This is a genomic window from Rahnella sp. PAMC25617 (assembly GCF_050606005.1).
Classification (GTDB): Bacteria; Pseudomonadota; Gammaproteobacteria; order Enterobacterales; family Enterobacteriaceae; genus Rahnella; species Rahnella variigena.
In genome coordinates this window covers 1-230 of record NZ_JBOCUM010000129.1, presented here as the reverse complement: position 1 = coordinate 230, position 230 = coordinate 1, and the positions used below count along the sequence as shown (strand labels likewise).

At 47.0% G+C, this 230-nt stretch carries 1 protein-coding gene; it reads right to left on the bottom strand.

Annotated features, from left to right (window positions below):
- A partial coding sequence (locus tag ACM615_RS24025) for a cytochrome ubiquinol oxidase subunit I (RefSeq protein ID WP_431012650.1) occupies window positions 1-230 on the bottom strand: 230 nt, incomplete at both ends.

The following is a 230-nucleotide window of genomic DNA, read 5'->3' as shown; positions in this document are numbered from 1 at the left end:
TAGGCGATCCGCTGCGTACACATAAATAGACATAAATAATGCTTCAATAAAGAACGCATAAATTTCAATCTGAAATGGCAGTGACATGACCTTTCCGATGACCTCCATAAAACCTGGCCATAGAAGAGCGAGCTGGGTACCAGCAATCGTGCCTGTTGGAATGGCGACACCTAACAAGACAGCCTGCGATTTCGTCCACCGTTTCGCCATGACAGCATAGTGAGGGTCCT